General features: G+C 37.6%; 23 protein-coding genes. 19 read left to right on the forward strand and 4 right to left on the reverse strand.

Translation table 11 applies throughout. The annotated features are described in order from the left end of the window. Positions 1-13 precede the first annotated feature (13 nt). The 7 genes from pabC to WDB87_RS07930 all read left to right on the forward strand — a co-directional run bounded on the left by pabC (position 14) and on the right by WDB87_RS07930 (position 6,431). Positions 14-817, forward strand: a complete 804-nt coding sequence (gene pabC / locus WDB87_RS07900) for an aminodeoxychorismate lyase (protein ID WP_337849534.1) — start codon at positions 14-16, stop codon at positions 815-817. Next, the gene (gene mltG, locus WDB87_RS07905; protein ID WP_337849535.1) at positions 811-1,797 is read left to right on the forward strand and encodes an endolytic transglycosylase MltG; all 987 of its coding nucleotides are present in this window, start codon (positions 811-813) and stop codon (positions 1,795-1,797) included. The genes pabC and mltG overlap by 7 nt, the downstream gene beginning before the upstream one ends. 7 nt (positions 1,798-1,804) lie before the next feature. After that, entirely contained in the window at positions 1,805-2,431 is a 627-nt protein-coding gene (tmk, locus tag WDB87_RS07910) for a dTMP kinase (protein WP_004587694.1), read from the forward strand. 1 nt (position 2,432) lies between these two features. Continuing rightward, positions 2,433-3,347: a DNA polymerase III subunit gene (locus tag WDB87_RS07915; RefSeq protein ID WP_337849536.1), complete on the forward strand. Its 915-nt coding sequence runs from the start codon at positions 2,433-2,435 to the stop codon at positions 3,345-3,347. 11 nt (positions 3,348-3,358) lie between these two features. Further along, complete coding sequence (locus tag WDB87_RS07920; protein WP_337849537.1) at positions 3,359-3,685, forward strand: PilZ domain-containing protein; 327 nt, start codon at positions 3,359-3,361, stop codon at positions 3,683-3,685. Between the two features lie 103 nt (positions 3,686-3,788). Beyond that, positions 3,789-4,568: a TatD family hydrolase gene (locus WDB87_RS07925; protein WP_337849538.1), complete on the forward strand. Its 780-nt coding sequence runs from the start codon at positions 3,789-3,791 to the stop codon at positions 4,566-4,568. A gap of 3 nt (positions 4,569-4,571) precedes the next feature. Continuing rightward, positions 4,572-6,431, forward strand: a complete 1,860-nt coding sequence (locus WDB87_RS07930) for an alkaline phosphatase D family protein (RefSeq protein WP_337849539.1) — start codon at positions 4,572-4,574, stop codon at positions 6,429-6,431. Between the two features lie 439 nt (positions 6,432-6,870). Here WDB87_RS07930 and WDB87_RS07935 read toward each other — a convergent pair whose 3' ends face one another. The 4 genes from WDB87_RS07935 to WDB87_RS07950 form a co-directional block, all read right to left on the reverse strand. Next, positions 6,871-8,178, reverse strand: coding sequence for an O-antigen ligase family protein (locus tag WDB87_RS07935; RefSeq protein ID WP_337849540.1), 1,308 nt, complete (start codon positions 8,176-8,178; stop codon positions 6,871-6,873). A 105-nt stretch (positions 8,179-8,283) separates the two neighbouring features. Further along, entirely contained in the window at positions 8,284-8,793 is a 510-nt protein-coding gene (locus WDB87_RS07940; RefSeq protein WP_337849541.1) for a hypothetical protein, read from the reverse strand. Between the two features lie 22 nt (positions 8,794-8,815). Continuing rightward, positions 8,816-10,816: a bifunctional diguanylate cyclase/phosphodiesterase gene (locus WDB87_RS07945; protein WP_337849542.1), complete on the reverse strand. Its 2,001-nt coding sequence runs from the start codon at positions 10,814-10,816 to the stop codon at positions 8,816-8,818. A 25-nt stretch (positions 10,817-10,841) separates the two neighbouring features. After that, positions 10,842-11,498 (reverse strand): transglutaminase-like cysteine peptidase, encoded by a 657-nt coding sequence (locus tag WDB87_RS07950; protein ID WP_337849543.1) that lies wholly within the window; start codon positions 11,496-11,498, stop codon positions 10,842-10,844. Between the two features lie 297 nt (positions 11,499-11,795). On the opposite strand from WDB87_RS07950, the gene galU reads away from it, so the two are divergent. From galU to WDB87_RS08010, 12 genes are all read left to right on the forward strand, one after another. After that, positions 11,796-12,686: a UTP--glucose-1-phosphate uridylyltransferase GalU gene (galU, locus tag WDB87_RS07955; RefSeq protein ID WP_337849544.1), complete on the forward strand. Its 891-nt coding sequence runs from the start codon at positions 11,796-11,798 to the stop codon at positions 12,684-12,686. 54 nt (positions 12,687-12,740) lie between these two features. Beyond that, entirely contained in the window at positions 12,741-13,766 is a 1,026-nt protein-coding gene (locus tag WDB87_RS07960) for an acyltransferase (RefSeq protein ID WP_337849545.1), read from the forward strand. 81 nt (positions 13,767-13,847) lie between these two features. Beyond that, positions 13,848-15,062: an O-antigen ligase family protein gene (locus tag WDB87_RS07965; RefSeq protein WP_337849546.1), complete on the forward strand. Its 1,215-nt coding sequence runs from the start codon at positions 13,848-13,850 to the stop codon at positions 15,060-15,062. Beyond that, entirely contained in the window at positions 15,055-16,350 is a 1,296-nt protein-coding gene (locus WDB87_RS07970) for an oligosaccharide flippase family protein (protein ID WP_337849547.1), read from the forward strand. Before WDB87_RS07965 ends, WDB87_RS07970 begins: the two co-directional genes overlap by 8 nt. An 86-nt stretch (positions 16,351-16,436) precedes the next feature. Then, entirely contained in the window at positions 16,437-17,411 is a 975-nt protein-coding gene (locus WDB87_RS07975) for a glycosyltransferase family 2 protein (protein ID WP_337849548.1), read from the forward strand. 1 nt (position 17,412) lies between these two features. Continuing rightward, positions 17,413-17,958: an acyltransferase gene (locus WDB87_RS07980; RefSeq protein WP_337849549.1), complete on the forward strand. Its 546-nt coding sequence runs from the start codon at positions 17,413-17,415 to the stop codon at positions 17,956-17,958. Beyond that, positions 17,955-18,878: a glycosyltransferase family 2 protein gene (locus WDB87_RS07985; RefSeq protein WP_337849550.1), complete on the forward strand. Its 924-nt coding sequence runs from the start codon at positions 17,955-17,957 to the stop codon at positions 18,876-18,878. The genes WDB87_RS07980 and WDB87_RS07985 overlap by 4 nt, the downstream gene beginning before the upstream one ends. Beyond that, positions 18,875-20,113: a WcaI family glycosyltransferase gene (locus tag WDB87_RS07990; RefSeq protein ID WP_337849551.1), complete on the forward strand. Its 1,239-nt coding sequence runs from the start codon at positions 18,875-18,877 to the stop codon at positions 20,111-20,113. The genes WDB87_RS07985 and WDB87_RS07990 overlap by 4 nt, the downstream gene beginning before the upstream one ends. Positions 20,114-20,148: 35 nt before the next feature. Then, positions 20,149-21,270: a GDP-mannose 4,6-dehydratase gene (gmd, locus tag WDB87_RS07995; protein ID WP_337849552.1), complete on the forward strand. Its 1,122-nt coding sequence runs from the start codon at positions 20,149-20,151 to the stop codon at positions 21,268-21,270. Between the two features lie 55 nt (positions 21,271-21,325). Beyond that, entirely contained in the window at positions 21,326-22,285 is a 960-nt protein-coding gene (gene fcl, locus WDB87_RS08000) for a GDP-L-fucose synthase (protein ID WP_337849553.1), read from the forward strand. Between the two features lie 9 nt (positions 22,286-22,294). Further along, positions 22,295-22,780 carry a GDP-mannose mannosyl hydrolase gene (locus WDB87_RS08005; RefSeq protein WP_337849554.1) on the forward strand — a complete coding sequence of 162 codons (486 nt, stop codon included), beginning with the start codon at positions 22,295-22,297 and terminating at the stop codon, positions 22,778-22,780. Positions 22,781-22,799: 19 nt separating this feature from the next. Continuing rightward, positions 22,800-24,206: a mannose-1-phosphate guanylyltransferase/mannose-6-phosphate isomerase gene (locus WDB87_RS08010; protein ID WP_337849555.1), complete on the forward strand. Its 1,407-nt coding sequence runs from the start codon at positions 22,800-22,802 to the stop codon at positions 24,204-24,206. Positions 24,207-24,220 lie beyond the last annotated feature (14 nt).

The raw sequence follows: 24,220 nt of genomic DNA on the forward strand, positions 1-24,220 counted from the left end.
CAAGCCATTTAATATGCAAACAATAATAACAACCGGTGATACAAGCACGATCAATACGCGTGATAGAGGCCTTAACTATGGTGATGGCTTTTTTACCACTGCCAAAGTAGTTGCAGGGCAGGTAGAGCATTGGCATTACCATAAAGCACGCTTAGTAGAATGCGCTGAGCGCTTAGCGTTTCCGGCAATTAACTTTACTGAGCTTGAGCAACATATTGCAAAGGCGATTGCTGGCTGCCAATTAAATGTGCTTAAAATAGTTATTACCCGCGGAGAAGGTGGGCGAGGTTATGGATTACCACAACACACCCATTTAACCATTATAATTACAGTATCAGCGTTTCCACAAAACTACCCAGCATTAGCTAAAAGTGGGGTAAGTTTAGCACTAAGCCCAATAAAATTAGCATCCCAACCATTACTTGCGGGGTTAAAAACACTTAACCGTTTAGAGCAAGTGCTTATTAAAAATGCCATGGCAAGCCAACAGTGCGACGATGTTTTAGTGCTCGATCATCAAAACAATGTAATCGAAGCCTCTGCAGCTAATATTTTTGCTATTAGCGATAATAAACTATATACGCCAAGCCTTGAGCAATGCGGTATAAAGGGGGTTTATCTACAATCGTTATGTGATAAATTAGCGGTTGAATTTAAGCAAGTAAGCCTAAATGAATTAACCCAAGCACGCGCTGTATTTATATGTAATAGCCTAATGGGCGCTGTGCCCGTTAATCGTATAGAACAACATACATTTAATGTTGAGCAAAGCATGCATTTATTAAATGAATTACTAGCCAAGGAGGCTAAGTGTTAAAAGTTATTTTATCGGTATTATTGTTAGCTTTAGTGACAACGCTAGTAGGGTATCAACAATTACAAGCAACAATAGCAAGCCCGCTAAATATAACAACGGCTACGCAGTTTGAAGTTAAAAAAGGCATGGGATTTAACCAGCTATGTAAACAATGGCAAGCTAATAATTGGTTAAAAAGCTGCTGGCGATACCAAATAATTGCAAAGCTTGACCCAACACTAACCGACTTAAAAGCCGGTTTATACGAGCTAACAAATACAAGCGTTATTAATAATATAAAAAAAATAAACAACGGTGAGCAAATTAGTTTTAGCTTTACCATTATTGAAGGGCAAAACTTACGCGAAGTAATAGCAGCCATTAGTAGTGCGCCGCATTTAACTAATAATTTAAATGTAGAGCAACTAGCCCAACAAATAGTGGGCGAAAAAGGCCATTTAGAGGGATGGCTATTTCCAGATACATACCATTTCCACAGCGGTGATACTGCCAGTAGTTTATTAAAACGTGCGGCCGTTAAAATGCAGCAAACACTTGAACAAGCATGGCCAAAGCGTGCACAAAACCTACCGTATAAAAACGCATATGATGCACTGATCATGGCCTCTATTATCGAAAAAGAAACCGGCCTTGCTAGTGAACGCCCGCTAATAGCCGCTGTATTTATAAATAGATTAAACGCAAATATGCGCCTACAAACAGACCCAACCGTAATATATGGCTTAGGGGCGAATTTTGACGGTGATATTAAGCGAAAAGATTTGCGCGATTACACACCCTACAACACGTATCGCATTAAAGGGCTGCCGCCAACACCCATAGCTATGCCTTCAAAAGCCGCTATTTTAGCAGCGCTTAATCCACCACAAACAGAGTATGTGTACTTTGTGGCTAAGGGCGATGGAAGCCATCAATTTTCAACCACGTTAAAGCAACACAACGCGGCAGTAAAAACGTATATATTAAATAAAACGAATTAAACTTTATATGAAACCAAAATTTATTGTTATTGAAGGCCTTGAAGGCGCAGGAAAATCAACGGCTATTTCTTTATGCCAAGACTTTTTAAATAAAAAACAAATAGACTTTATTAACGTACGAGAGCCAGGGGGCACGCCGCTTGCTGAGTCTTTACGAACGCTTGTTAAAGCTGAGCATGAAGAAGACATAGCCTTCGAAACCGAGCTACTTATTATGTATGCGGCGCGCTCGCAGCTAATGCATAATGTAATTAACCCAGCACTTGATAAAGGGCAGTGGGTATTGGCCGATCGCCACGACTTATCGTCTCAAGCTTACCAAGGGGGCGGCCGCGGTATTAGTGCTAATACCTTATCGTCTTTGTCGTCTATGGTATTAAAAGGGTTAAAACCTGATTTAACCATTTACCTAGATATAGACCCAGTAATAGGCCTTGAGCGTGCTAAAGGCCGTGGTGAACTTGATAGAATTGAGCAAGAAGCCATTGAGTTTTTTCAGCGCACGCGTATGCGTTATGTCGAGCTGGCAAATGACGATAGCTCAATAAAAACGGTTGATGCTAATCAAAGTATCGATAAAGTACACCGCGATATAACCAATGTATTACGTACCTTTTTTGAAGGGTTAAAATAACATGGCTTTGCCATGGCTTAATAACGTAGAGCAACAGCTTGCGCAAAGCTATAAAGCGCAGCGTTTTCATCATGCGCAGTTATTATGTGGGCCTATAGGCGTAGGTAAGTTTGAGCTAAGTGAGCAATTAGCTAATAGCTTGTTATGCCAAAATATTAATACCCACATGCAGAGCGAAAACAGTAAGCTAGCCCCGTGTGGAAAGTGTAAAAGTTGCGCATTAACGCATGCGGGTAACCACCCCGACAAACGTGTAACGCAAGTTGAAGGGCAAAGCATAGGCGTGGACGATATTCGCGCTATAAGCGATTTTATGAACCACTCTGCTGCACAAAATGGCAATAAAGTAGCAATAATCGAAAACTGCGAAAAAATGACTACCGCAGCAGCAAACGCGTTATTAAAAACCTTAGAAGAGCCCAGTAATAGCCGCTTTTTAATTTTAACCACAAGCCATACTGCGCAGTTACCTGCCACTATTTTAAGCCGCTGTGCCAAAACAGATATAAAAGTTGCTAACTCAGAAGCAGCCAAAACCTGGTTAGCCGATTTAAATATTGGTGACTATGTGTGGTTGCCTTTGTTTTATACACAACCACTGTTAATTAAACAGTGGCAAGCGCAAGAGCAGCTGCAACACATTGATACTTTATATAAATTTGCAACTGAGTTTAAACAAAGCCATAATTTTAGTCCGCTTGTTAATATTATAAATAAACAACCTGAGCTAATACGCATTTTTACATTATTTTTAAGCGAGCAATTAAAACAGCAGCTTATAAAGGGTTTAAGTTTTGACGCGTACCAAAGTGCGCAGCAAGCGGTGAATGAATTTTTACAAAATAGCACCGAGGTACTTGGGCTTAATTTACCTCTAGCAGTGTCGCGTTTAGCGCATGCCCTGCGTCACATTTAATAGGAATACATATGCAAGAACTTTTAGTTGATGTAGACAACCTTGACGAGCTTTATCGCTGCTACATGCCATATTTAAAAAAAGGTGGCCTATTTGTGCGTACCAACATGCGCTACGAAATTGGCTTCTCTTTAGCACTAAGAGTGACGTTACCAGATGCACTAGAAGATGACGTTGTAACGGGCAAAGTTGCCTGGATCACACCACAAGGCGCACAAAGCTCGAACCCGCCAGGTATTGGCATAAGTTTTTTAGATGATAAAACAAACCTAAATGCTAAAATCGAAAAGCTATTAGGCACTATGTTAAACTCTGGTAACCCTACATATACCATGTAGCTCAATGGGCTATTTTGATCGTAAATTTGTAATACATACTTTGTGATCAAATATTATTGCAAATTGGTATAATTTAATTTTTTAAAACAATACAGGCCGTATAGTGATTGTAGATTCTCATTGCCATTTAGATCGTCTTGATTTTGACAAACTAGATTTAAACTTAGATCAAGTACTCAACAACGCTCGTGCAAAGCAAGTAGAGCATTTTTTATGTGTAAGTGTCACGCTTGATCAATTCCCAAGCATGCTTGAAAAAATTAAACATTACGACGATGTATCGGCATCGTGTGGCGTGCATCCGCTTGATCAAAAAGATGCTCTTAATAAACAGCAGCTTATTGATTTAGCATCGCATAAAAAAGTGGTCGCAATAGGCGAAACAGGCCTCGATTACTATTATTCAAAAGACACGCACGCAGTGCAGCAAGCCAGTTTTGTAGGGCATATAGAAGTAGCAAACGAATTACAAAAACCACTTATTATTCATACCCGCGACGCCCGAGCCGACACCATAAATTTAATGCGTGAGCACAAAGCAGAAAATTGCGGTGGCGTATTGCATTGCTTTACCGAAGATTGGGATATGGCCAAAAAAGCGATTGATATGGGATTTTATATCTCTATTTCAGGCATTGTTACCTTTAAAAATGCCGTAGAGCTTAAAGAAGTAGTAAAACAAATCCCACTCGATAGGCTACTTATTGAGACTGATTCGCCGTATTTGGCACCTGTACCGTACCGTGGTAAAACAAACCAGCCGGCGTATGTAGAAGATGTTGCCTACTACATTAGCGAACTTAAAGGCATTAGCTTTAACGAGCTTGCAAAAGCCACCACAGATAATTTTTACTCACTTTTTAAATTAGCAGCAAAAGGCTAACACATGACCACTCAATCGGCGCAACTCCCGCTTTTATTAATGGGGCCTATGGTGCGCCGAGCTGAGCAACGTAGTATATGTATTCAATTTGCTACATCGCGGCCTGGCAATTGCCAAATTACACTTGAAAACCAACAAAGCTACAGCGAGCAGCAAAGCATTGCACTAGGTAAACACCTTTACCTGCATTTTATAATTATAAAACCCGTTGATAACCAGTTTCCGCTCGATACCTTATTAGCGTATACACTTCACATAAACGAGCAGCAAATTGATTTATCGCCTTGGTGTTTTAAAGGGCAAACAGCGCCTTCGTTTGTAATTGCAAATAAGCTAACGCATATTTTACATGGCTCGTGCCGCAACGCACATCACCCTGCAAAAGACAGCTTAGTATCGGCCAGCGAGTGGCAAAATACACAACGCAGCAATAAGTTGCAGGGCGCACAACTTTTACTCCTTAGCGGGGATCAAGTTTACGCCGATGATGTAGCCGGCCCCATGTTACTAGCTATTCATCAGTTAATAGATGTATTAGGACTTTATAAAGAGCAGCCGCTTGCACTCAATTTACCAACAGATATAAATGACCAGCTTTTTAACCGCCATCATTACTTACCTAAAACGCCATGGAAAAAACGTTCTAAATTAGGTGTAGGGTATTGGCTAAAAAAAGACGAGCCTCATTTTTCTAGCGTAAAAGCGCATAATCATTTAATTCACTTTGAAGAATTTATAGCGCTTTACCTACTCAACTTTAGTGCCGCCGCGTGGCAATGCGTTGATATACAAAATATGCATTACACGCAAGGTAATGAAAAAAACAACGCCATTTTTAACGCCGAAAAAAAAGCGTTAATAGACTACGCTAAAGGCTTAAATAGCGTAGAACGTTTATTTGCTAATGTATCTACCTTGATGATGTTTGACGATCATGATGTTACAGATGATTGGAACCTAACAGCAGGGTGGGAGCAAGCAATAAATCAAAACCCAAGCAGTAAACGCATTATTAATAACGGGCTGATAAGTTATTGGCTATTCCAAGGGCTCGGTAACGACGCGCTACATAAAACAGGTGCACTAATAAACGACTTTAAACAAAGCCGCAGCGCTAATAATAGTTGGCAGTTTAAAGGCTTTGATAAACCCTTAAACGAATTTAACTATTGGCATTATGAGCTTACCACCACGCCTAAAGTGGTCGTGCTTGATACCCGCACGCACCGCTGGCGTAACGAAAGTAACTTTAATGAACCTTCAGGCTTACTTGACTGGGAACGCTTAACAGAGCTTGAAGAAAGCCTGCTGAGTCACAGCAAAGTAATTATTGTATCGCCAGCCCCCGTATTTGGCGTTAAATCAATAGAGGCAATACAAGCGGCGTTTAATATGTGTGGCCAGCCACTTATGGTTGATGTAGAAAACTGGATGGCACACGAAGGCTCAGCTAAAAAGCTACTCGATACCTTTAGGCGTACAGATACCCCAAACGAAACGCTTATTTTATCGGGCGATGTACATTATTCATTTTGTTTTTCGGTGCAAAAGCGTTTTGGCGATCACCCTAATAGAATATGGCAACTCACCGCCAGCGGAATTAAAAACGAATTTCCGCGTAAGCTCATTAATGTACTCGATAAGCTCGACTCAATATTATACGGCCCCAAAAGCCCACTTAACTTTTTCACCAAACGCTGGCACATGGAAGTAGATAAACACCAAACCAAAGGTGAAGGCCAAAAATACCTAGTAAGCGACTCCGCCATTAGTTTAATTACATTAGAACAGGGCGACTTAGCCCGCTATCAACTAATCCACGGCGACGGCCATTTAACTGAGTTTGATTTAGAGCATAAATAAAGCACATTATTGGTTTTGTAGACGTAGAGCTTGCTCACGTTAGAAGCGCAGCTTCTTGTAAAAGATCAATTGCACAAAGAGAAGCGAATGAGGAGTAAATGAGAAGACAAAGTTAATACAGCGTTTTATAAATTTAGTGTTTTAATTACTTCTCTAAAGCGGAGCGTCTCTTAAACTCTTTGTGAGTATTTGTTTTTAAAGATTAAAGTTTAGCTATCAAAGCCAGCAAATTAGTCATCTACGGGATGAAATTATGTATTTATTCGTAGACGTTGAGCTTGCTCACGTTAGAAGCGCAGCTTCTTGTAAAAGATCAATTGCACAAAGAGAAGAAAATGAGGAATAAATGAGAAGACATAACCAATCCTGGCATTTTATTTATCACGACTCTAAAGCGCAGCGTCTCTAAACCTCTTTGTGCAAATATTTTTAAAAATAGCTATTTAAAATCACGCCCTCGCTTAACAACTATTTTATTACTTAAAATAGCCAAACATAAAATAGCCATAAACAGCATTGAGTTGGCACCCGCTTGGAGCGAATAATCTACCGACGAATGAAGTAGCATATCTACAATAGCGATAGCACACCCAAAAGCAACACCCTGAAACAACGCTGTTTTACGTTTACGCATGGTTTGTACACACAACCATAAGCAATACAATATAAGTGCCCCTAAAGCTGACGTTACAGGAATGCCTAGCTCTACAGCAAATTGAATGTAATCGTTATGAGCATTATCGTAATAGCCAGAATACGGCTCAGACTGATACGCAGGGAAGGCTGTATAAAACGTACCACCACCAGAACCTAATAAAGGCTTGTCGAGTATTAACGGGATTGAATCACGAACCACTTCATCACGTGTTTCTGATTGAATACTGGTTTCGCTAATGCGTTGCTTTACTTTTTCAACATCAAATATTGCACCAATAATGATCAAATCAATTATAAAAAAACTAATAATAAGTAACTTAAACGCTTTAGGTTTTTTATTGTAAACAAACAAAGCTAATAAACTAACAGCCATCAGTGCTATAAAAAAGGCAGAGTTACCCATGCGGCTGCGCGTTAAAATTAGCGCAATAATTATAATAATTAACGATATACGCAAAATTATTTTTGAGCTTAATAGTATTTCTGTCCAAGCGCGTAAAGTTTGTTTAAATGTAAGAGCACTTGCATGACTACCACGCTTTAGCTCACTGACTAATACACCTATACCTAAACATAAGCATAGTGCTAAATAGTTAGCTAAAAAATTAGAGTAAGTAAATGTGCCTATAGCACGTTGTGTATGCTTATACCCAAAAATAGGGCTGAGCATATCAGGCGAGAGGTTTAGATAAGTTGCATACAAAGCTTGAAAAACCCCTGCTGCAATAATGGTATAAATAAGCTTTTTTATACGTTCACTATTGTTGCAATAAATAAAAATAAGCCAGCAAAAAAGTAGCATAAAGCTTGTTTTTAACAGCATTTGCTTTGTTTGAAAGGGGTCTAAACTTACGGTGTAAAATTGTAAAACACACACAGCACACACTAGCAACAAAGCTAAAAAAACAGGGAGTGAATAACGCTCGGGGTAAAGTTTTTGGTTATTAATAACACTATTAATTAAATGCATTAAAAAGGCGATACAAATTAAAATGCCCATAGCCATAATGGCCCAGGGTCGGTAGCTACCTAAAGGAAGGGGCAGCAAAAAAACAATTGCACATAGCAAAAAGAATATAAAACGGTTCACAGCTTTCTCAAAATCGAGCTAAAAATTAAACAACGTATTTAAACAAAGTGTTTAAAGTAAAAACGCAGCCATTAGGCTGCGTTTGTATTTAAAATTAATGATTGTTTAGTTGCCAACTTCAGAAATACCAGCATCACCACCGGTACCGCCAGCACCTTGTGGTACAGTTGTAGTAGGCAGAGTTACAATTACTGGGCCAGCAGGGGCTGTAGGCTCAGTAGGGCCGGCAGCGGTTGCTTCTGATGCTACAGTTGCATCAACCCCAGCAGTAATTGCTGCAAGCGTAACTGCATCGCTATCAACACCTGCTGCAACAAGTGCAGCTAAAAAATCAGCAATGAGCGGGCTGTCTGCACCTATTGCATCTACAACTACAGTCATCATAGAGTCAACTTGTGTAGGCGTACAGTCGGTACATACACCGTTGATGGCAGAAACTAAGTCAGCTTTTAATTGTTCTGGCGCAGTTTCTGGAGTGGCATCATTTAAAACGTTAACTAAATTTGCCATGCCTTCAGTTTGAACTACCGCATCTGTGTCCGTTTGTGCATAAGCAGGTAAAACTGTAAGTGCTGATGCGCTAGCAACTAAACTAGCTAAAATAAGTGATTTCATCTCTGATCCCTTGGTTGAATATCTAATTACAAAATTTTAGCGTATCGGCACAAAAAGTAAACTCTTTATTTGCGCCACTATTATTAGCTTTAATAACTTTAGAAGGCGGCATAATTAAATTACCTTGTACGCCATCACACCCTAAGTTTTCAAGTACTTTTAATGTCTCAGGTTTTTCTATTAAACAAGCCAAAACTTTAATGCCAAAGCCATGGCAAATATTATTAACCGTTTGAATAAAAAATTGGCTTTGTGTGTTATCAAGCAGGTCTTGAATATAGCTGCCGTCTATTTTTACGTACTCAATATCTAGCCCTTGTAAATATCTAAACGAGGTAAGGCTGGTACCAAAATGTTCAATACACACATTTATACCAATATCTTTAATTATATCTATGTGTTGTGAGGCAATATGTACATTGTAAAGCAAACTAATTTCGTGTAACTCAAATAATAAGTTAGTTTTAATAACAGGCTTGGTATGCGAATAAAGCGTTAACCATTCAATAAAATCAGTCGAATATAAAGACGCTTTACTTAAATTAAGTGCAAACACATCGTTTGGGTGTTGCTCTTTAACATTCACAAAATTACGTATTATTTTTTTATCTAGCTCTTCGGTTAAGTTAAGTTTTTCGGCCATAGCAAATAAATGCCCGTTATTAACTTTTTCGCCTTCAAAAATAAAGTGAGCAAATACCTCAAAATAACATTGTTTATTTTGTGAATTAGCACGCTTTACAGGTTGCACCGAAAAACTCACCTCACCCGATGCTAAAATAGATTGAATAAGCGATCGCCACTGGTTAACACTAAATAAAGTGTTTTTATCTACCTTGTTATTTGTATCGCCAATTGTACAGCCAGTATCTAAAGCCGATAGTACGTTACCAACAGGCATACCTTTTTCTACACTTACTAACGCAAAGTTAGCAAAACCATTTACGTGTAAGCTGTTTTTGTGTTGGCTAAAAGCATCGGTAATTTCTAGGCGCGTTCTATTTAAAAACTCACTATCGTAAGGAGCAAGGGCAATAAAAGTACTGCCATTTAATCTAAATACTTTTGCGTTTGTTAGCTCACCAAAAATAGTTTTAAGAATATTAGCTACTTCGTTTACGTGTTCATCGCCATCTTGATAGCTCACCGTTTTATTTATGTTTGCAAGTGAGGGCAGGGTAATCATCATGGCCGTAATAGGTGTTTCATCGCTAATAGAGTCGACGACCGAATTAAAATGGTTATCAAACGACTTACGGTTACCCAAACCAGTTAAAGGGTCTATGTAAACTTCTTCAGTAAGGGCTTGTGTTTGCTTAGTGAGCGAATCAAACGTACTTTGCAGGTTCATAACCATATTGTTAATCGCTTTAGTAACGGTGCGTAGCTCCCGAGCAACCGGTATTTCGTTGTTTAATGTAAAGCGCTTACGGGTCACTAAATGTGCTTGGTTTTCTACCGCTTTTAATGGTTTAAACACTGCTCGCAGTATTAAAAACGCCACTGCCAGCGACGCTGCTAATAATAAAAACGATCCATAAAAGCTACGTTTAGTGTGCTCCCAAAGCGTTAAATACGATTGCCCAACATGGCTTGTTACTTCAAGCCTACCGGCCATTATCCAACCATTATTTAACTCAGATTGCATAGTTGGTGCATTTAGCTTAACTGCACTTATAAACCAATTAGGCACCGACTCAACACGTTTAGGGTTTATAAGGTCAAAAACAACCTCGTTTTGAGCATTAGTAAATTTTATTTGCTTATAATAACCAGAGTCAAAAATAGCCGTAGCCATTGTTTGCGCAATCATAATGCTATCGTCTTCAAGGTAGGGCGAAATAGAAAGCCCTAAACTCGTGCCGGTGTCTTGGGCATGGCTAGCCATTTGCGTTTGTAAGTATTGGCGAGTGGTATCTACATCGGTAATTATTCGTACAAAAAACGAGATAACCGAAATAACAATAATCAGTCCATAAACTTGGGTTTTTAAGCTCAAGCCATTTTTAAAAAAAGACGACATAACTAATAGTTCCTTTAACGTTATTCTAAATGGGAGCAAGCTCACCTTGTTCAATTCGCTCTAGCATAGTGTTCCAAGCAGATACACCGCGGCTATTTTTTACTTTATTACCTAAGCCTTTCGATTTAGCTAACCACAAACCTTGGCCATTAAAACTATAAATAGGGGTTAAATCGCGGCGTTTATTAGCAGGCAGAAGTTTAGTATTAAAATTACCTAAAACATAAGGAATTTGATTTGGGTTTTCAATGTATATAAGCACCATATGCGGCTGATTAACCGTTTTTTGCCTAACATACATTAACCGTATTTTATCCTCAGGAACGCCCAAAGCCATTAAAGTAAAATACTTAGCAATTACGTAGTCTTCGCAGTCACCCATGCCAATACCTAAACTTTCGAGCGGGGTCGCCCAGTAGTCTTTTTGATTCCATAGGTCTTCGTCGGTTTTATATTTAATATGCTTATTAAAAAAATCATTAACTAAATGAATTTTTTGCCATTCACTTTTATCAGCAGACTCATCTATAAAACTTAACCAGTTTTTTATGCGTGCATGGCCTTCGCTACCATATTGTTTTTGCGCACGAGCAATTATATCGCTATTACGTAAATACATAAGCATATCTTGCGCGCATACAAAAAACGAAACCACTAATACTATGCAAAGCCCTAAACGCACACACGTTCCTTTAAGTTAGTATTCCCTAATAATAAAACAAGCCTAGTATAGTATTGTTAGCATTAAAAAGGTAGATCATATAAAAGCATGAGAAGCACTAAAACAGTGCGCTGCAGGCAAATTTGGTGCAACATAAATTTAACAAAAAAACAATATTAAAGGACGCTTTTTTTATTGAGTACATTGTTGTGGTGTGTATAATAATAACCTCACACGGCATGTGATACACGTAAAAAGGAATTTAGCTTTTAAACTAGCCTTTTTCGTTGTTTACAAAAAATAATGAAAGGAATTAAAGTGAAAGTTTTAAAAGCAGTATTACCTGTTGCTGGCTTAGGTACGCGCATGTTACCAGCCACAAAAGCCATTCCTAAAGAAATGCTGCCTTTGGTAGATAAACCACTTATTCAATACGTAGTTAACGAAGCCGTAGCCGCGGGTATTAAAGAAATAGTACTCGTTACTCACGCCTCTAAAAATTCAATAGAAAACCATTTTGATACCAGCTTTGAGCTAGAAGCCACCCTAGAGGCACGCGTTAAGCGCAGCCTGTTAGAAGAAGTGCGCTCTATAGTACCAAAAGACGTTACCGTAATTTCTGTTCGCCAATCAGCACCACTGGGTTTAGGGCACGCAGTATTAGCAGCGCGGCCAATAGTTGGTAATAACCCGTTTGCCGTAATGCTTCCCGATGTAATTATCGATAAATACAAATCAAACTTAAAAACCGATAACTTAAGTGAAATGATCAGCCGTTTTGATCAAACAGGCTACAACCAAGTAATGGTAGAACCCGTACCACAAGAATTAGTACATCAATACGGTGTGGCCGATTTAGCGGGTAAACAAATTAACGCTGGCGAAAACGCGACCATCAAAAACATGGTTGAAAAACCAAATAACGATGAAGCACCAAGTAACTTAGCAATTACAGGCCGCTATGTTGTATCGCCCACTATTTGGGACTTATTAGAATACACTCCACCAGGTACGGGCGGTGAAATACAGCTTACCGATGCCTTACTACAACTACGCCACCTTGAAACGCTCGAGGCTTATCACCTTAAGGGTAAATCTCACGACTGTGGCTCTAAACTAGGTTATATGCTCGCAAATGTAGAGTATGCAATGCAATCAAGCCTAATGGGTGAAGAATTTACCAAGCGCGTTAAGCAATTAATGGCGTAGATTAATTATTACTGTCTAAATGTGTTAATTAAAAACAACCGTATGGGAATATAAGTGAAGGGACAAAAAATTCAAAGTTTAGAGACCTTAAGAGGACTTGCGTGCCTTTTTCTAGTGCTTAATCACTTAGTGGGTACACCAATGGTTTCGGGTTTAAAGCTTCCGGAAGGTAATAGCTACTTTTTATTTAATACAATGCTTGAAAATGTCAGGATGCCTTTATTTGCTTTTTTAAGTGGCATCATATTCTCTTTTAGGGGCATAGTACCAAGTCAATTTAACATGCTCCTGAAGGGGAAGTTTTTTCGTCTTTTGGTGCCCTTAATAACATTAGGGCCCATATACCTAATCATTCAGGCTAACGCCCCAGGGGCGAATCAAACTGTAGAAGTGACTAGTTATTTCTATTATATTTCAGTTTTGTGGGAATCTAAATTCCATTTTTGGTTTTTACAATCGATGTTTTTAATTTTTGTACTTTACGGCATGATGTCTTTCGTAAAGGTTTCCGTAAAAACAGCCTATATATTATTACTTTGCCTTGGCATCGCTTTGTCTTTGTTGATGCCTACTAATATTTTGTTTTTCTCTTTGTCAGGTTTTTTCTTTCTACTTCCATATTTCGCATTAGGTACATTAATAGGTTTACGAGAAACACATAGTGAAAAGCTTAATTTCACTTTAATTGGAGTGTTAGCTTGTATATTTATTGGTTCATTAGTGTTCAAGTATTTAAGTATTAAAGAAGGTAATGATTTTGATAGAACAAGTATATTTGGCTTACTTATAGGATTTGTTGGCTGTTCGTTTTTTTACTTCAGTAAAATTAAAGTGAAAGCACTTGTCTACATAGGAAGTTTTTCATTTACTATCTATTTGTATCACGTGTATTTTTTAGTTTTTTCGCGTTTATTACTAAATCATTTTGGAGTACAGAGCGTTATTATTAATGTGTTGGTTGGTTTAGTATTAGGCCTATTTGGCCCCGTGTTGCTGGATTACTTACTCTCTAGCCATGATTTATTATCTAGACTGTTTTTAGGGAGAAAAGTAAAACAGCCAAAGATGGTCCAAGGATAATTTTATTACTTCATATTTGTAATTAATCAGAGCGAGCAATAAAGGTAGTTTTTATGTTTTTTACGGCTAATTGGTAAATCAATGTATAAGCAATTGATTAAAAAAGTAAATAACAATCAGATGTTTATGTTTAGTCTGTTGTTTTTTTCTTTTTTTTTACATTTACAATTAAGAACACCCTTAAATGGGATGTTGTTATATATATTACTCTCACTTTTTAGCGCTTTACTCTTAGCAAATGCAAAAAGTCTAAAGCAGTCATTTCGGAAAAATAGCAACTTAAACTATTTATTATTATTAAATGTTTGGGCTTTTTTATCAATTTCCTGGTCAGAAATAAGTGTGTTGTCTCTATATAGATTTTATTATCAATTTTTGATGTTACTTTCTGTAGCGCATATTTTAAATTGCCTTAGTTATAAAAAGCGAGAAAAGGTATTACTGGTATTTTTTTATGTGTTGCTAGTTATTGATCTATTTACAATATTATTCATACCGTCTCTTGGGCAGATGGGGAATGGTATATCTGGGCTTCACTATCATAAAAACCAATTAGGTGGGATTTTAGCTATTATTTCAGTTTTTTCTTATTTTAGTAGTCAATCAACTATTAAGGAAAAATTCTTTTCACTGATATTAATTGTTATTTGTTTCTTTATTGGTGCCAAAACAGCTTTTTTTACAGCGTCTATATGTATTTTAATGCCATTGCTTTTAAAACATGTGATGTATTACTTTAAGTTTAATTCACTGTTATATGTTGTTAAGTTCCTTTCTGTTTTATTGCTTTTTATCGTATTTATATTAGTGCCATTTTATATTGAAAATATATTAGATTATTTTGTTTATGATTTACCGCCTGAAATATTGACAGGCAGAGGCGCAATTTGGAGCTTGGCATTATCGTCTTTAGATTCCTTTTATGTGGGTGAGGGTTTTTCTTCTTTTTGGCAAGTAGATGAGTCAGTATCCGTTGTCGCAGAAAGTGCTGTTGATAATGAAACTATGTGGTTTTTGAAAATAGAGCAAGCTCATAATGGCTATATTGATATGTTGCTATCTTTAGGTGCAGTAGGCGTGTTTTTTTTAATGCTTTTAATCTACAAAACGTTAATCAATAGTTTAATAACCTTCAAGTATGGAAATTTACAACCGTTGTCAATTTGGCTTTTGACCATTTTATTCAATTTTACTGAAACCAGCTTTATGTATTATTTTTCTCCTGTTTGGTTTGTTTTTTTACTGTATACAATTCCAGCTTATAAAAAGTTAGACAAGGATAATTTACATGTTTAGCTATAAATCTTCGTTAGCTATATTTTTAGCCAAAATACTCTCTATGGCAGCAATATTTATATTTGGAGCATTTGTTGCAAGGTTTTATGGCGTAGAGAAATTTGCAAGCTTTGTATTTATACAATCGTTAATGTTCTTTTTATCTTTTATTTACCATATGGGAATAGATCAGCTTATATACAGAGAGCTTTCGCTTCATAGAAGCCCAGAAAATGTAAATTACTTAAACTTGGTATTTAAATATAAGTTAATTTCATTTTTAGCTTATGTATCAATTATTTGGTTAATATTATTTATATTGGATGAGACCCATTATGAGAGCATCTTCTTATCATTGATGTTCTATCATTTCTCTAAAGGAGTTATTATATTTAGGCAATCTCTTGAGACGAAGGCGTTGGGAATAATTATATTAGCTACTGATGTGCTTTCTTCGATATTTGCTATCCTGATATGTTGGTTTTTATATACTTATCAAGTCGCTAACTTCTTATGGTACTTTTGGCCCGTATACGTTCTTTTGAGTACTTATTTTCAATATATTTATATAAACCATGAAAAAGTTAACTATATATATGAAAAGAGATTTTTTGACCTAAAGCCTATTTTTAAAGAAGCATCTCCATTACTTTTTGCCGTTTTGCTAAGTGCTATTTTTATGCAATCTGATGTAATAATGTTGAAGTATTTTGGCTCACATCTAGATGTGGGAACATATGGTGTTGCTATGTCACTTATTCAGCCTTTTCTAATTATCCCTACAATTTTAATGACTGTCTTATTTTCAAAATTAACTTATTTTTATATGCGGGAAAAGCAAACGTTTTGGATAATGATGAAAAGCATTACAAATATTATGTTCTTCTTGGCTCTCGCAACGGTTACAGGGTTCTATTTATTGTCAGAGCTTGTAGTTCATACTTTTTTTGGTAAGGAATTTGATGCATCTGTTGAAGTCTTGCGCTTATTATCTATTAACTTTTTATTTACTTTTCCTGCAGCGGTCTATTCTCGCTATTTAATTTTAGAAAGAGAGACTAGGCATGAACTCAGAAAGACACTTCTTGCCGCGATGTTAAATATTATTTTAAATTACTTACTAATACCTCAATATGGCGTTAAAGGAGCTGTTGTGTCCTCATTGGTTGCTTATTTCATTTCTGATTTTGCGTATTATTTGCTTTTTTACAGAGATATTAGGCTTATTCGTATTTTGGTGAACTCTATGAACATCTTTTTAGTTTACTTTTCGTTAAATAGCCTAAGGAGTGCATTGAGTAATAAGTAAGTTAGCAAGTTTTATAATTTTGGCTTACTAGCTGAAGTTGTAAGCATAACTTTTTGATTTTTCCAATAAGTACTGAGAGGCTTAGTATGTATAAATTTGCCGTAGTAATAACAGCTTATAATATTGAAAATTACATTGATGAAGCGATTCGAAGTGTTCTCAATGCTGTTAAGTTATTTTCAAATGTACAAATAATTGTAGTTGATGATGGAAGCACAGATTCTACACTGAGTAAAATTAGAATGTATGAAGACTCCGATTTCTTCACCTTAATTTCTAAAGATAACGGTGGCCAATCTTCAGCTCGAAATGCCGCGTTAGATGTTATAAATTCAGAATTCGTAATGTTCTTAGATGGCGATGATTATATAGAAGAAAATATTTTTCTTAGTATTGATAAAATAATTACAACTCTATCACCTGATATTATAACTTTTGATGCTAAAGAGTTTTTAGATGATGGTTATGTTGATACGATTAGACCCCCAAGCTTTTCTAGACCTGAAAATTGTTATGGAAAAATTTTAAATAGCGTTGAGTATTTCAATCATTGTATTCAAGAAAATAAGTATAACGTTTCGCCTTGCATGTATTTTTTTAGAGTAGAGCTCTTAGATTTTGCATCTTTCCACGAAGGCATAATGTTTGAAGACAATCTCTTTACTACAGATTTATTATTGGGAAAGCGCAATTCAAAAGTATATTGTCTGAATGAACCATTATACTGCCGACGGTTAAGACCTAGCTCTGTTATGACTACGTTAAATTATGATTATTGGTTTACTAGTTTGAAAACAGTTTTGCTAACTTTAATTCGACAAAAGCCATCTAGGTTAGATGTGAGAGGTTATAGGCAATTTACTTCGAATATATTAACTACAGCATGCTTTACATTTTGGATGCAAGCTAACTCAGTAAAAAAATTTAAAGACTTTTCATCTTTATTAACTAATGTCCTGTTTAAATGGCCTGCCATATTTCTATCTTTCCGTTTCATTGCATCTTTAATTCTTGGAAAGAAATATATGGCTTTAGCTAGTTTTATAAAAGGAAGACTTTAAAGTGGATAAGAAGTTTTTTCATAAATTGCACAGTGATTCAAAAATAAAAAAAATACTACATTGGACTATTTATCGAATAGGGAAATTTAGAGCCCACAGTTTTGATGCCGGAATAGAGTGTCGATTTGGATTTCCGCTTTGGTTAGATGGTGCAAAAATTAAAGTTGGTGATTATTCATATTTGGGGCCAAGAGCCAATATTAATTCAGAGATAGTAATAGGATCAGGAGTGCTAATTTCTTCTGATTTTAGACTTGCTGGTAATGATCACGATTATAGAAAAGTTGGACAGCCTTTGAGAGTTGCTCCAGCAAACAAAATGATCAAAACAACTATTGAAGATGATGTTTGGATTGGTTCACGTGTCACATTAAAAGCAGGTATAAAAATTGGCAAGGGTGCTGTTGTAGCCACAAATTCATTTGTAAATAGGGATGTACCTGCATACTCTATTGTCGGAGGTGTCCCTGCAAAAGAGATATCTAAAAGATTCAATGAGAAAGAAATAATTACTCATGAGAAAACTATATATGGTGAAACACGGTGAACTGTAAAAATTTGACGATTATTGTCTTAACATTTAATGAAGAACTCCATATAAAAAGATGTATTGAATCATTTTCAAGTCTTGGTGCTAGGGTAATTATAGTTGATAGTTTTTCAAACGATAAAACTTGCCTAATAGCTAAAAGTTATGGCGCAGAAGTATTTACAAATCCATTTATTAACCAAGCACAACAATTTCAATGGGCGATGGATAACTGTAATGTTTCAACTGATTGGGTATTGAGATTAGATGCCGATGAAACAGTTGACAAAGTTTTAGTTGAAAATATTAATTCATTTATCTTAAACGATGGACATGGAAATAATGGCGCTATTTTCAATCGTAAACACATTTTTTTAGGTAAATGGGTAAAATATGGAGGACGGTATCCATTACCGATGCTGCGCTTATTTAGACGAGGTACAGCACACATTGAGCAACGCTGGATGGATGAGCATATCGTCTTAGATGAAGGAACCTCTTGTGTCTTAAATGGAGGCTTTGCTGATGATAACCTAAATTCGGTATCTTGGTTTATTGATAAGCATAATAAGTATGCTTCACGTGAGGTAGTAGATATCATGCTAAAGCGACTACTACCAAACTCGGATAGTAAAATAAATGCAGCTACTGGACTTTCTATTAAGCTTAAACGTTTTTTTAAGCAGTCTGTTTATATGAAACTTCCTTATTTTGTGAGACCTTTTCTATATTTTAACTTTCGATATTTTTTACAATTAGGTTTTCTAGATGGGGCAAGAGGTTTTGCATATCATTTTATGCAAGCATTTTGGTACCGTACTTTGGTTGACCTAAAGTGTATGGAAATCGAGAAAGAATGGATTAATGTCAGTACTAACGATGAAAAATTAGTGATTCTTGAGAGTATAAGCGGTTTTTGCTTGGAGAATTATAAATGAAGTTAATTTTACAAAGCTTGAATTATTCGCCAGAGCTAACTGGGATTGGCAAATATAATGGCGAAATGTGTCCTGAGCTAGTAAAGCGCGGTTTAATGGTAACAGCAATTGTTGCACCACCTTATTATCCAGAATGGCAGGTGCATGAAGGTTTCAAAAAATTTAGCTACCAGAGCGATGACATTAATGGGGTTAATGTTGTGCGTTGCCCACTTTATGTACCAAAAAATGTAACTACCATAAAGCGTGTTGCTCACTTAGCTACGTTTGCTGTTTCATCATTTTTTGCCCTAATTAGCCAATTATTTAAAAAGCCTGATGTAATTATGCTGGTACAACCCACCTTATTTTGCGCACCATTTACGCTGTTTTACGCAAAACTTACAGGCGCCAAAGCGGTAATGCATATACAAGACTATGAGGTAGACGCATTATTTGGCTTAGGTCTAATGGGCGAAGGTAAAGTTTCACGCTTTGTTAAACGCGTTGAAAGTTGGTTAATGAAGCGCTTTGATGCGGTATCGACCATATCGTACTCAATGATTGAGAACGCTAAACGAAAAGGCGTAGACGAAAGTAAAATTATTCATTTTCCAAATTGGTCCGATACTGACTTTGTAACCCCGCAAACATGTGGTGCGGCACTTAAACAAGAGTGGGGCTTTAAACCTACCGATAAAATAGTGTTGTATGCAGGTAATATTGGTAATAAGCAAGGCCTTGAGGTAGTGCTTGACGCTGCTAAGCATTGCCAATTGCAACCTAATGTTAAGTTTGTATTAGTAGGTGCTGGCGCATATGTAGATACATTAAAAGCAAATGCTAACCAATTAAGCTTAAGTAATATTGTGTTTATGCCATTACAACCATGGGAAAAAGTGCCGCAAATGCTGGCAATGGCTGATGTACATTTAGTGGTACAGAAAAAAGGCGCGGCCGATGCTGTGCTTCCATCAAAATTAACTAACATTTTATCGGCCGGTGGGCATGCATTAGTTACCGCAGAGCCGCATACGGAGCTTGGCCAAATAGCTAATAAGCATAACGGTATTTACGACTGTGTAGAGCCCGAAAACACAGCTGCTTTTATTGAGGGGCTTGAGCTAATTTTAAACCGAGATTTAACTACGCATAATTTAGTTGCTCGCCAATTTGCAGAAACTTATTTAGCAAAAAACAAAATACTTGCTCAGTTTGTTACAGATCTAAACAAACTAACAAACAACAATTTATAATATTTAACAGCTTAGAAAATTTAAAAGGAAATAACATGTCAAAAAAAATTGCGTTAATAACCGGTGTTACAGGCCAAGATGGCTCTTACTTAGCTGAGTTGTTACTTGAAAAGGGTTACGAAGTACATGGTATTAAACGTCGTGCATCTAGCTTTAATACAGAACGAGTGGATCATATTTACCAAGATCGCCACGAAAGTGACCCACAGTTTTTTCTGCATTACGGCGATTTAACGGATACGTCAAATCTTACGCGTATTTTAAAAGAAGTCCAGCCAGACGAAGTGTATAACTTGGGCGCACAAAGTCATGTAGCTGTTAGTTTTGAGGCACCAGAGTACACTGCAGATGTAGATGCAATAGGCACATTGCGTTTGCTTGAGGCAATTCGCTTTTTAGGGCTTGAAAAGAGAACCAAATTTTACCAAGCGTCTACCTCTGAGCTATATGGGGAAGTACAAGAAATACCGCAAAAAGAAACAACGCCGTTTCACCCGCGTTCACCTTACGCAGTTGCAAAAATGTATGCTTACTGGATTGTAGTGAATTATCGAGAGTCTTATGGTATGTATGCGTGTAATGGCATTTTATTTAATCACGAGTCGCCACGTCGTGGTGAAACATTCGTAACCCGTAAAATTACTCGTGCTCTAGCTAATATTTCTCAAGGTTTAGAAAAGTGTTTGTATTTAGGTAATATGGACGCATTACGTGATTGGGGCCATGCTAAAGATTACGTACGCATGCAATGGATGATGCTACAACAAGATGTTGCTGAAGACTTTGTTATTGCTACAGGTAAACAAATTTCGGTACGCGATTTTGTACGCTTGTCGGCTAAAGAGCTAGGTGTAACACTCGAGTTTAGTGGCGAAGGCGTAAATGAAATTGCAACGGTAGCCGCAATTGAGGGCGATAACGCCGCAGCATTAAATGTAGGCGACGTAATAGTAAAAGTTGACCCGCGTTATTTCCGCCCAGCGGAAGTTGAAACACTTCTAGGCGACCCTTCTAAAGCAAAGGCTAAACTAGGTTGGCAGCCAGAGATTACAGTAGAAGAAATGTGTGCCGAAATGGTGCAAAATGATTTAGGTAAAGCCAAACAACACGCCATTTTAAAAACGCATGGTTACAACATTAGTGTGTGTGTTGAGTAACATTTAAGTATTAATGCTGCACCTAACTGTGCAGCACACTTTACATGGATTTATTATGAAAACTATTTTTGTAGCGGGCCATAAAGGCATGGTGGGCTCGGCTATTGTTCGTCAGTTAGCGTTAAACCCCAATATAAATGTAATTACTCAAGACCGTAGCGAATTAAATTTACTTGATCAAACAGCGGTTAAACATTTTTTTGAAACCAATAAAATTGACCAAGTATATTTAGCGGCGGCTAAAGTAGGCGGTATTGTTGCTAACAATACATACCCAGCCGAATTTATTTACCAAAACCTAACTATACAAAATAATATAATACACAGCGCACATTTAGCGGGCGTTAACGACTTATTGTTTTTAGGTTCGTCGTGCATTTACCCAAAATTTGCCACTCAGCCCATGACCGAACAGGCTTTATTAACAGGCACGTTAGAGCCAACCAACGAGCCTTATGCTATTGCTAAAATTGCCGGTATAAAAATGTGCGAGTCGTACAATAGGCAATATGGCCGTAATTACCGCTCGGTAATGCCAACTAATTTATATGGTGAAAACGATAATTTTCACCCAGAAAACTCTCATGTTATACCTGCATTGTTACGCCGTTTTCACGAAGCTAAGCTTAATGGCGACAGCAAAGTGGTTGCGTGGGGCTCGGGTAAGCCTATGCGTGAGTTTTTACACGTAGACGACATGGCAGCAGCCTCTATTTACGTTATGAACCTAAATAACGAAACCTACCAAGCCAACACGCAAGACATGCTAAGCCATATAAACGTGGGTACAGGCGTAGATTGCACTATACGTGAATTAGTTGAAACCGTAGCACAAGTAGTGGGCTTTACGGGCACTATTGAGTTTGATGCAACCAAGCCCGATGGCGCACCACGTAAGTTAATGAATGTAGCGCGCTTAAAAGACTTAGGTTGGCAATACAGTATTGACCTTAAACAAGGCCTTACTAGTACTTACGATTGGTTTTTAGCTAACCAAAACAACTTTAGAAAATAAGGTTGTTACATGTTTTTAGATAAACAAACGTTTAGCACGGTTATAAAAAGTAGCCCGCTTGTATCTATTGATTTAGTGGTAATTAACCCCGACGGGAAAGCTCTTTTAGGGCAGCGATTAAACCGCCCCGCAAAAGGGTTGTGGTTTGTACCCGGCGGGCGAATTTTAAAAAACGAAAGCTTAGCTAATGCATTTAAACGCTTAACCCTTGACGAGTTAGGTACTGAGTTTGCTATTGAACAAGCAACGTTGCAAGGCCCGTATGACCATTTTTACGACGACAATGTATTTGGTAACGAGTTTACTACCCATTACGTGGCTATTTCGTTTGTTATAAAACTGACACAACCTCTTAGTAACCTACCAATTGATGTTCAGCATAATGGTTACAAATGGTTTGAAATTAACGATTTACTTAACGACACCGCAGTACATAAACATACTAAATGGTATTTTGAGTCATTAAGCAACAATAGCAGTGATTGCAAACTGTAAAATATACAAAGGAATAATTATGATTTTACCTGTTATTATGGCCGGTGGTTCTGGTACACGTTTATGGCCGCTTTCGCGTGGTAATTACCCAAAACAGTTTTTAGCGCTTGATGGCTCTAACCACACTATGTTGCAACAAACCATTAGCCGTTTAAGTGGTATTGAGCACGCACCCGCCATGCTTATTTGCAACGAAGAACACCGCTTTATAGCCGCAGAGCAAGTTAGGCAATTAAATGTTGAGCATTCGGGTATTTTTTTAGAGCCAGTAGGGCGCAATACTGCACCGGCTATTGCCTTAGCTGCATTTAAAGCCATCGAAAACAAGCAAGACCCGCTATTACTTGTGCTTGCTGCCGACCATGTTATTGAAAACACAGCGGCATTTCAGCAAAGTGTTACCCAAGCAGCCGCACTTGCTGAGCAGGGTAAGTTAGTTACTTTTGGTATTGTGGGTAATAAGCCCGAAACAGGTTATGGCTACATTAAACGTGGCGAACAATACCAAGCAGGTTTTGTGGTTGACCGTTTTGTTGAAAAGCCCAATTTAGCGACCGCGAATACCTATATTGAAAGTGGCGACTACTACTGGAACAGCGGTATGTTTTTACTTAAAGCAAGCCGTTACTTGCAAGAGCTAAAAGCCTTTAGGCCCGATATTTACAACGCGTGCGAACACGCCATGCAAGTACAAAACGACGACATGGACTTTGTACGAGTAGACAAAGCCGCATTTGAACTATGCCCCGACGAGTCGATTGATTACGCAGTAATGGAACACACAAAAGATGCCGTTGTAGTGCCTATGGATGCCGGTTGGAACGACGTAGGCGGTTTTGAAGCATTGTGGGAAGTATCGCAACAAGACGAAAACGGCAATGCGTTTAAAGGCGATGTAAAAGCGGTTGATACTAAAAATACTTTAGTATTTGGTGAAGACAAACTGGTTGCCACCGTAGGTGTAGAAAACTTAGTTATTGTAAACACTAAAGACGCCGTTTTAGTTGCCCATAAAAACGAATCGCAAAAAGTAAAAGCCATTGTACAACAACTTAAAAATGAGCAACGCCCAGAGGTTAAGTTTCATCGTGAAGTATACCGCCCTTGGGGTAAGTATGACTCGGTTGATTGCGGTGAGCGTTTTCAGGTTAAGCGCATTACGGTTAAACCCGGTGCTAAGTTGTCGGTACAAATGCACCATCACCGTGCTGAACACTGGATTGTGGTTTCGGGTACTGCCAAAGTACATTTAGATGGACAAGAGCAATATTTAACCGAGAACGAATCGGTTTATATACCTATTACTGCAGTTCATGCGCTCGAAAATCCAGGCAAAGTAGACCTAGAGCTAATAGAGGTTCAGTCGGGCTCTTACTTAGGTGAAGACGACATTGTCCGTTTTGAAGACCGCTATGGTCGTTCTTAACATACAAGAAATAG

This window comes from Pseudoalteromonas sp. C12FD-1 (genome assembly GCF_037414265.1).
GTDB lineage: Bacteria > Pseudomonadota > Gammaproteobacteria > Enterobacterales > Alteromonadaceae > Pseudoalteromonas.